At 70.5% G+C, this 8753-nt stretch carries 7 protein-coding genes; 3 read left to right on the top strand and 4 right to left on the bottom strand.

Annotated features, from left to right (window positions below; translation table 11 throughout):
• Positions 1-131: 131 nt before the first annotated feature.
• Together RCH12_RS08440 and RCH12_RS08435 are read right to left on the bottom strand one after the other, a co-directional pair.
• Positions 132-1040: a serine hydrolase gene (locus tag RCH12_RS08440; RefSeq protein WP_103429854.1), complete on the bottom strand. Its 909-nt coding sequence runs from the start codon at positions 1038-1040 to the stop codon at positions 132-134.
• A gap of 82 nt (positions 1041-1122) precedes the next feature.
• On the bottom strand, positions 1123-3087 hold the full coding sequence (locus tag RCH12_RS08435; RefSeq protein WP_088454846.1) for a M13 family metallopeptidase: 1965 nt from the start codon (positions 3085-3087) through the stop codon (positions 1123-1125).
• A gap of 140 nt (positions 3088-3227) precedes the next feature.
• Here RCH12_RS08435 and RCH12_RS08430 point away from each other — a divergent pair, with 140 nt between their 5' ends.
• The 3 genes from RCH12_RS08430 to RCH12_RS08420 all read left to right on the top strand — a co-directional run bounded on the left by RCH12_RS08430 (position 3228) and on the right by RCH12_RS08420 (position 5934).
• Positions 3228-4157 carry an NADP-dependent oxidoreductase gene (locus tag RCH12_RS08430; protein WP_327016608.1) on the top strand — a complete coding sequence of 310 codons (930 nt, stop codon included), beginning with the start codon at positions 3228-3230 and terminating at the stop codon, positions 4155-4157.
• A gap of 62 nt (positions 4158-4219) precedes the next feature.
• A complete protein-coding gene (locus tag RCH12_RS08425; RefSeq protein ID WP_103429856.1) occupies positions 4220-5650 on the top strand; it encodes a glycosyltransferase family 2 protein in 1431 nt (476 codons plus the stop codon).
• The gene (locus tag RCH12_RS08420; protein ID WP_327016607.1) at positions 5650-5934 is read left to right on the top strand and encodes a hypothetical protein; all 285 of its coding nucleotides are present in this window, start codon (positions 5650-5652) and stop codon (positions 5932-5934) included. The genes RCH12_RS08425 and RCH12_RS08420 overlap by 1 nt, the downstream gene beginning before the upstream one ends.
• Positions 5935-5953: 19 nt before the next feature.
• Here the strand turns inward: RCH12_RS08420 and RCH12_RS08415 are convergent, their stop codons facing one another.
• Positions 5954-7627, bottom strand: coding sequence for an ABC transporter permease (locus RCH12_RS08415; protein ID WP_327016606.1), 1674 nt, complete (start codon positions 7625-7627; stop codon positions 5954-5956).
• Positions 7624-8616 carry an ABC transporter ATP-binding protein gene (locus RCH12_RS08410; RefSeq protein ID WP_327016605.1) on the bottom strand — a complete coding sequence of 331 codons (993 nt, stop codon included), beginning with the start codon at positions 8614-8616 and terminating at the stop codon, positions 7624-7626. Before RCH12_RS08410 ends, RCH12_RS08415 begins: the two co-directional genes overlap by 4 nt.
• Positions 8617-8753 lie beyond the last annotated feature (137 nt).

Genomic DNA, 8753 nt, shown 5'->3' with positions numbered 1-8753 from the left:
AAAACGCTCGACTGGGATACCCCAGCCGAGCGTTTACGTGATCTAATTCAAAGCACCTAAACCATCAGGTGTTGCAACGACCGCTAGAAACCGCCATGGTTCCGGGGCTTGACTCACTGTTCGGTGGGGGGTCAGTGCACGTATTCGAGCAGGTCGAGCCCGACCGAGCGCATGCCGTCCAGCACCGAGAGGCGGGAGGACAGGTTGTGGTCATCGAAGAAAATCGACACGGCATAGGCGACGCCGGCGCGCGGTCCGCGCAACACGCCCACCTCGCTGCGCACCCCGTTGTCGGAGCCTGTGGAGTTCACCAGTAGCACGCCGTGCGACGCCGACCGGTGGGCGTGCGGCTCGAAGCCGAACGCGCTGGCCACCATGGACAGGTCGGAGTTCAGCGACAGCCAGCCGAGCACCCGTTCGCTGCCCTCGTCGTCGAGGATCTCCCCGCGCGCCAGGGCCGTGAACAGCCAGGTGAGTTCGCGGGCGCTGCCCACCGACAGGTTCGGGGCGTCGTCGGGGCCACGGGCGTCGCGGACGAGGTCGAGCAGGCCGGTGCCGCTCAGGCCGAGTTCCTCGGTGCGACGGCGCACGGCCTCCAGGCCCACCGCGCGCAGCAGCACGTTGGTGGCCAGGTTGTCGTTGGTGGCCCCCACCAGTGCGGCGAGGTCGGCGACGGGCAGCGACGGCGCCTGCAGGTGCTGCCAGAGCCCGGAGCCGTCGACCGAGTCGCGCACCGAACGGTCGAGGATCGTGTACGCGCCGAAATCGGCGTCGCGCAGCCGCGAGGCCACCTCGATGAGCAGCAGCACAGTGCCGACGCCGGCGGTGGGCATGACGACGTGGTCATCGACGGAGAACAGCACCCGGCCGGTGGCCAGGTCGGTCGCCCGCGCCGACACCTGCGCACCGCCCATGGCGAGCTCGCCGAGCGAGTGGAAGCCACGCTCGAAGCTGGACGGCACCGAGGATTCCCGGTGTCTGCCGCCGCGTTCGATCGCGTGCCTGGACCGGCGTTCGGATTCCTGTGCTGGCGCGACCACTACTGCGTTGTCCTCTGACTATCGGTACTGCGACATCCCCGCGAACACCCTAACCCACGGGTCGCGGGGCCGGAGAAGACCGCTACCAGATCGTGACGCGCTTCTCTGGGGCGAGCCACGCGGCATCCGTCTCGGTCACGCCGAACGCCGTGTAGTACTCGTCGATGTTGCGCACAATCTGGTTGCACCGGAACTCGTTCGGCGAGTGCGGGTCGATCGCGAGCAGCCGGATGGCCTCCTCGTCGCGCATCTTCATCTGCCACGCCTGCGCCCAGGAGAGGAAGAACCGCTGGGCCCCGGTGAACCCGTCGATGACGGGCGGCTCGGCGCCCTCGAGGGACAGCAGGTACGCCTCCCAGGCGATGGAAAGGCCGCCGAGGTCGCCGATGTTCTCGCCGATGGTGAGGGCACCGTTCACGTGGTGATCGGGCACCTGCGCCGGGTGCAGCGCGTCGTACTGCTCGATCAGCGACGCCGTGCGCTGCTCGAACGCGGCCTTGTCGGCCTCGGTCCACCAGTCGGTGAGCCGGCCGTCGCCGTCGTACTTGGAGCCCTGGTCGTCGAAGCCGTGGCCGATCTCGTGGCCGATGACCGCGCCGATCGCACCGTAGTTCGCTGCGGCATCCCGGTTCACGTCGAAGAACGGCACCTGCAGGATGGCCGCGGGGAAGACGATCTCGTTGAAGCCCGGGTTGTAATAGGCGTTGATGGTCTGCGGGGTCATGAACCACTCGTCGCGGTCCAGCGGGTTGCCGATCTTGCCCAGCTCCCGGTGGAACTCGAACTCGCCGGTGGCGCGCACGTTCTTGATCAGGTCGCCGGGCTCGATGGCCAGGCTGGAGTAGTCACGCCACTTCACCGGGTAACCGATCTTGGGGGTGAACTTGTCCAGCTTCTCCAGGGCGCGAACCCGGGTCTCCTCGGTCATCCAGTCCAGACCCGAGATGCTGGCCCGGTAGGCCTCGACGAGGTAACCGACGAGAACGTCCATGCTCGTCTTGGCGTCGGGCGAGAAGTGCCGATCGACGTAGATACGGCCGACGGCCTCGCCGAGGGCGCCCTCCACGAGCGAGACGCCGCGCTTCCAGCGGGCACGGATCTGCGGGGTGCCGGTGAGGGTGCGGCCGTAGAAGTCGAAGTTCGCCTCGACGAAGTCGTTCGACAGGTACGACGCGCTCGAGCGGATGACCTGCCAGCGCAGCCAGTCCCGCCAGGCGTCGAGCCGGTCTTCGGTGAGCATCTCGGCCAGGCCGACCACGAAGCTCGGCTGGCGCACGACGACCTCGGCGAAGGACACGGCCGGGGCGTCCAGGCCCTCCAGCCACAGGTCGAGGTCGGCGCCAGCGGCGAGCGCGGACAGCTGGTCCCAGGTCTTGAGGTTGTAGGTCTTCTCGCTGTCGCGGGTGCGCACGTTGTCCCAGTGGTGGCTGGCGAGCTCGGTTTCCAGGGCGAAGATGCGCCCGGCGCGCTCCGCGGCGGCGTCGACGCCGGCGAGGGTGAGCATCCGTTCGACGAAGGCAAGGTAGGCCTCGCGCACGCCGGCGAACTTCTCGTCACGGTAGTAGGACTCGTCGGGCAGGCCCAGGCCGGCCTGCTCGACGAAGACCAGGTAGCGCTCGGGGTTGCCCGGGTCGTTGTCGACGAAGAGCTGGAAGGTGCCCGCGACGCCGGACCGCTCGAGGCGGCCGAGGGTGGCGAGGAACACCGGCACGCTGCTGATGCCGTCCACGGTGGCCAGGTCGGCCGCGAGCGGGGTGGCGCCGAGCTGCTCGATGCGTTCCTCGTCCATGAAGCTGGCGTAGAGGTCACCGAACTTGCGCTCCTCGGTGCCCTCGGCGGCGGTCTGCGCCTCGAGGATGATGGCCCGCACGGCCTTCTCGGCCTCCTCGGCGAGCAGGTAGAACGAACCCCAGCGGGCCTTGTCGTTCGGGATCTCGGTGCGGGCGATCCACTTGCCGTTCACGTGGCGGAAGAGGTCGTCCTGCGGGCGCACGCCCGGGTCGAGTTCGTCGGTGTCGATTCCGGATGCCGTCGCCTGATCAGTCATCGCACCAGCCTAAACCTCACCGTGAAATGGTGGGGGATCTGGCGGGCGTGGGACCATGGGCCGTGGTGGGGGATGCGGCGGCATGGGAGCATAAGGACAACGGCGCTCCACACGGGTCGCCCTCGACCCAGGAGATCCCCATGCGCGTCATCACCCTGCCCGAGTTCGGCTCCGCCCTCGAACTGACCGAGATCGACACCCCTCAGCCGTCTGCGGGCGAGGTCCGTGTGCGCGTGCACGCGGCATCCGTCAACGGGTTCGACCTGGCCGTGGCCGCCGGCTACCTCAATGGCCTGATGGAGCACCGGTTCCCGGTGGTGCTGGGCAAGGACTTCGCGGGGATCGTGGATGCCGTCGGCGACGACGTCACCGCATACGCCGTGGGCGACCGGGTCTTCGGCGTCGTCACCAAGGCCCACCTGGGCGACGGTTCGTTCGGCGAGTTCGTGGTTGTCCCCGTCGCGACGGGTCTGGCGAAGCTGCCCGAGCAGGTCGACTTCGCCCGTGGCGCCGCCCTCGGGCTGGCCGGTACGGCAGCGCAGGCCGCCGTGGATGCCGCCGAGCTCAGCGCCGGCAGCACCGTGCTGGTCGTCGGCGCCACCGGCGGTGTCGGCAACCAGGCGCTGCAGCTCGCCGCCGCGGCGGGCGCCACCGTGATCGCCACCGCCCGCACCGCCCTCGGCATCGCCCAGGTGCGCCTGCTCGGCGCCAGCGAGGTCGTTGACCACACCCAGAACCTCAGCGAGGCCGTGCTCGCCGCCCACCCCGACGGTGTCGACGTCGTGCTGCACTTCGCCGGCGATGCGGCCACCGTGCTGCCGGCGCTGCGCACCGGCGGTCGCCTGGTCTCCACCCTGATCGGCTCGCCCGACCAGCTCGCCAGCGACACCGTGACCGTGGTGCCGATCCTCGCCGACCCCACCCCCGAGGTGCTGACCCGTCTGGCCGAGAGCCTCGCTGCCGGCCGCACCTCCGTGACCGTGCAGGGCAGCTACGCCCTCGCCGACGTTGCCGAGGCCTTCGACGACTTCGAGTCCGGCGCGCGCGGCAAGCTCGTCATCCTGCCGTAGAGCGTGTCGCCGGCGCCCGGGCTACCGGGCTGCCGGCGGGTCGAGCCGATACGATCTGGTGTATGCGGGCACGGGCACTGGGACGATCGGTCGGCCTCGTTATCGCGGGTCTGGCCATCAGCGCAGCGGCGCTGCTGTGGTTCGCCGTCGCAGCCGGGAATCCGACGCCCGACGCAGCCCCCTTCCGGTACCTGATCTTCGGCGTGCTCCCGGTCTTGTACGATCCGAGCCGGCCGGCGCTCTGGGCGATCCTGGGGGCCATCGCCCTCGCCGTGCTCTTCGCCGCCGGTATAGCGATGCTCGAACGCCGGGCCACGAACAGATCCCGCCGGTCCTCGAACTCAAGCCGTAACCCGCTGTCGCCGAGAATCGTGATGGCCAGGGACGGGGGCGTCTTCGCCGGCCCCGTGACGGTGACCGTGCTGATCCCCGCGCACAACGAGGAGCTCTCGCTGCCGGCGACCCTGGCCTCGCTCTTCGCCCAGTCGCATCGGCCGGAGCAGGTCATCGTCGTCGCCGACAACTGCACGGACGACACCGTCGCCATCGCCCGCGCGCACGGCGTCGAGGTCTTCGAGTCGGTGGACAACAGCAAGAAGAAGGCCGGCGCCCTGAACCAGGCCCTCAGCCGGGTGCTCCCCGGGCTACTCGACAACGACGTGGTCATGGTCATGGACGCGGACACCGCACTCGACGACGGGTTCCTGGCCGAGGCCGTCGCCCGTTTCACGAACGATCGGGCCCTGATGGCGGTCGGGGGCCTCTTCCGCGGTGAACCGGGGTTCGGCCTGATCGGGCTGCTCCAGCGCAATGAGTACGTGCGGTACTCCCGGGAACTCGCCCGGCGGCGCGGCCGCGTCTTCGTGCTCACCGGCACGGCTTCGCTGTTCCGGCCGGTCGCGCTGCGTTCCGTCGCCGAGAACCGCGGCGTCACCCTGCCGGGCGTGCACGGCGATATCTACGACACCCACGCGCTCACCGAGGACAACGAGCTCACCATCGCCCTGAAATCGCTCGGCGCCCTGATCACCTCCCCCGCACACTGCACAGTGGTGACCGAGCTGATGCCGACCCTGCCCGCCCTCTGGCAGCAGCGCCTGCGCTGGCAACGCGGCGCCCTGGAGAACATCGGCGCGTACGGGCTGACCCCGGCGACGCTGCGCTACTGGTCGCAACAGCTCGGCATCGGCTACAGCGTGATCGCCCTGACCTCGTTCCTGACCCTGATCCTGGTCACCCTGCTCGCCGTGAGCAGCTGGGTGTGGTTTCCGTTCTGGCTCGGCCTCGGCGCGATCTTCGCTGCCGAACGCGTGGTCACCGTGTGGGAAGGCGGCTGGCGGGCCCGGTTGCTCGCGCTCACCGTGCTCCCCGAACTCTGCTTCGACATGTTCCTGAACGTGGTCTACGTCAAGGGCATCATCGACATCACTCTCGGCCGACAGGCCAACTGGGAACACGCGAACCCGTCGACCCGCACGGTGAGGGCGGTCTGATGCCGGTGCCAGTGTTCCTCCCGGTGCTCTCCCCCACCGGCATCCTGTTGCCGGATTCGGCCGTGGCCACGCACTTCTTCGCGATCTTTTCCGCGTTCGTCGGGATCAATACAGTCATCTATGTTGTGCTCGCTGTGGCGAAGATCCTTCCGAAGATCTACCTCACGGATTGGCTCGGGGGCCGGAACCGTCGGTCCGTGGACCGCAGCATCTACGGCGCGGATCCGGCGCCCGGGCAGCCGGCAGAGCGCGTGCGCGACACCGCTCCTCCGCACCCGCAGTAGCGCGCTGGCCGGCACCGCCTCACAGCGCGAGGTCGCGGCGGCGGATGCCCACGGCCGCAACGGCCGCCAGCAGCACGGCCAGCGCCGGCATCCACCACGCCCCGCTCCAGTCCACCTCGGCGGCGGCCACGATCGGCGTGTGGCTGAACGGTGAGAGGTCGCGCAGCCACTGGGGCAGGTCGAGCAGATCGCCGAACTGACCCACGACCACCGCGGCGAGCAACAGGCCCCAGCTCAGGCCGATACTCAGGCGCGGCAGCAGCGCCACGAGCACCGCGGCGACGCTGAGCAGCAGCAGCGCCGCCGGCAGCTGGGCGGCACCGGCCGCCAGCACGCTGTCGATGCGGTCGCCGGCGTTCGCGGAACGGAGGAGCCCGGCCGCCGCACCGGCCACGGCGGCCGCGAGCACCAGCACGATCCCGGCCAGGCCGACGATGACGTAGTCGAACAGCCAGCGGATGCGGCCGAGGCTCGTGCTGAGCATGGCCTCGGCAATCCCGGCGGCCTCCTCCTGACGCGCCCGGAGCATCGCCTGGATCGCGGCGGCCGTGGCCAGCACCCCGACCAGGCTGAACAGGGTCGCGGTGAACAGGTCGATGATCGCGCCCCGGCCACCGGCCAGGCCCACCAGCACATTCTGGAAGACCGGGTTCCCCTCCATCAGCTCGACCACGGTCTCGCCGAGGCTGCCGGCCAGCAGCCCGAACAGCAGCCCGGTGATGGCCCAGCCGAGGATCGCGGGCCAGTGCAGCCGCCAGGCCAGTCCCAGCGAGCCGTGCAGCAGCCAGCCGGCCGCCGGTCGGCCGGCCCGCTCGGCGAAGACGCTCGAGCCGGTGTCGCGGCGGGACTGCAGCAGTACGGCAACGGCCACGAGCAGGCCGGCGAGGGCGACCGCCAGCAGCAGCGGTGCCGGGTTGTTCTCGGTGAACGCACGGGTGCGCTGGCCCCAGCCGATCGGGGACAGCCAGCTCGGCCAGGCGCTTGTCAGGCTCAGGCCGTCGGCGGACGGGGTGCCGCCCGCGTCGCCGGCGGCGCGCAGCACATAGGCCAGACCGACCACCGCGGCCGCCAGTCCGTTCGCACCGCGGGAGGTGCGCATCAGCTGCGCGGCCACCACCCCCACACCGAGAAACGCGACACCGGTGGCGGCCAGAGAGGCGCCCGTGACGAGCGAGCCGAGCGGGTCGAGCCCGGCGATGACCAGGGCCAGCGCCACCGCGGCTCCCGCGGCCAGGCTCGCGACGACGCCGAACAGCACCGTGGCCAACAGTGGCACCACCCGTCCGGCGACGGTGGCGCCGATCAGCTCGCTGCGGCCGGCCTCCTCCTCCGCGCGGCTGTGCCGCACCGCGAGGAACGTGCTCATGAACGCCACGGCGGCGGCGAGGTTGGCGAACATGCTGAAGAACAGCAACGCGTCGGTGGTGGGGCCCCTCGGTTCACCGCGGAGCATCAGGATGCTCGGCGTGCCCACGGCGATCTGCACGAGAGCTTCCCGGTCGGCGAGTGTGCCGAAACTGGCGGGCACGGCGATACCGGCGAGCAACGCGATCACCGCGAGCGAGAGGAGCCAGATCGGCAGTTGCAGGCGGTCCCGTCGCAGCCGCAGCCGCAGCATCGGCCACAGGGTGGGCACCGCTGCTCGCACGTACGTCGGGGCTGCCTGGCGTGCCGGGGCTGCCGGGGCCGTCATCGCCGGTGCCGGTGCTGCGGAGAGTGAGCGCCGGCCGGGTCTGAACCGACGTTCTCCGGCCCGTTCGGGGCGGCCGACGCGTCATCGTAGTGGCGCAGGAACAGGCTCTCCAGGGTGGGCGGCGCCACGGTGAGCGCCTGCACCCGCAGCTCGGCGAGTGCCGGCAGCATCCCGGGCAGCGCCTGGGCGTCGACCGTGAAGCTCACCCTGTCGTCACCGACCGAGAGGTCACGCGCGCCCGGCAGCCGTGCGGCGAGGCCGGCCAGTTGGGCATCCGTGAGCCCGGCGGCGGCGAAGGCCACCTCGGTGCGGGTGAGGTGGCGCAGCTCGGCCAGGGTGCCGGTCTCGATGATCCGGCCGGAGCGGATGATGCTCACCCGGTCGCAGAGGCGCTCGACCTCGCTGAGGATGTGGCTGGAGAGCAACACCGTGGCACCGTCGGCGGCCGCGGCGACGATCTCGGCCCTGAAGACGGCATCCATCAGCGGGTCAAGGCCCGAAGTGGGTTCGTCGAGGATGAGCAGGTCGGCGGGCACGGCGAGCGCCGCGACGAGGGCCACCTTCTGCCGGTTGCCCGTCGAGTAGGTGCGGCCCCTCTTGGTCGGGTCGAGCTGGAAGCGCTCCAGCAACTGCCGGCGCCGCGCCTGATAGGCCGGATCGCCGGTGCGGGCCCCGCGCAGCCGGGCGAGCAGGTCGATGGCCTCGCCGCCGGAGAGGTTGGGCCACAGGCTCACGTCGCCGGGGACGTAGGCGATGCGGCGATGCAGCACGGAGGCATCCGCCCAGGGATCACCGCCGAACACGCTGGCCGAGCCGCCGCCGGCGCGCATCAGGCCGAGCAGGATGCGGATGGTGGTGGATTTGCCCGCGCCGTTCGGGCCGACGAAACCGTGCACCTCCCCCTCGGCCACCGACAGGTCGAGGCCGGCGAGGGCCTGCACCCGGCCGAACCGCTTGGTGAGGTCACGCGTCTGAACAACGGGGCTCATAGCCGTGAGAATACGCCCGAACCATGGTCGGCGTCCTCCCCCGTCGGTGCGGATAACTAGAGTCGAAGCATCGAACTTCTACGCCCGCAACCCATCGACCGTGAGATCCGCCGGCTGGCCCTGCCTGCCCTCGGCGC

The organism is Cryobacterium sp. MP_3.1 (assembly GCF_035984795.1).
Taxonomy (GTDB): domain Bacteria; phylum Actinomycetota; class Actinomycetes; order Actinomycetales; family Microbacteriaceae; genus Cryobacterium; species Cryobacterium zongtaii.
The sequence above is the reverse complement of the archived record's forward strand: the minus strand, read 5'-3'. Positions and strand labels throughout refer to the sequence as shown.

Bases quoted from the DNA above. Each gene is read 5' to 3' on its own strand.
- RCH12_RS08435 (WP_088454846.1), bottom strand. From the start codon at position 3,087: ATGACTGATCAGGCGACGGCATCCGGAATCGACACCGACGAACTCGAC.
- RCH12_RS08430 (WP_327016608.1), top strand. From the start codon at position 3,228: ATGCGCGTCATCACCCTGCCCGAGTTCGGCTCCGCCCTCGAACTGACC.
- RCH12_RS08425 (WP_103429856.1), top strand. From the start codon at position 4,220: ATGCGGGCACGGGCACTGGGACGATCGGTCGGCCTCGTTATCGCGGGT.
- RCH12_RS08420 (WP_327016607.1), top strand. From the start codon at position 5,650: ATGCCGGTGCCAGTGTTCCTCCCGGTGCTCTCCCCCACCGGCATCCTG.
- RCH12_RS08415 (WP_327016606.1), bottom strand. From the start codon at position 7,627: ATGACGGCCCCGGCAGCCCCGGCACGCCAGGCAGCCCCGACGTACGTG.
- RCH12_RS08410 (WP_327016605.1), bottom strand. From the start codon at position 8,616: ATGAGCCCCGTTGTTCAGACGCGTGACCTCACCAAGCGGTTCGGCCGG.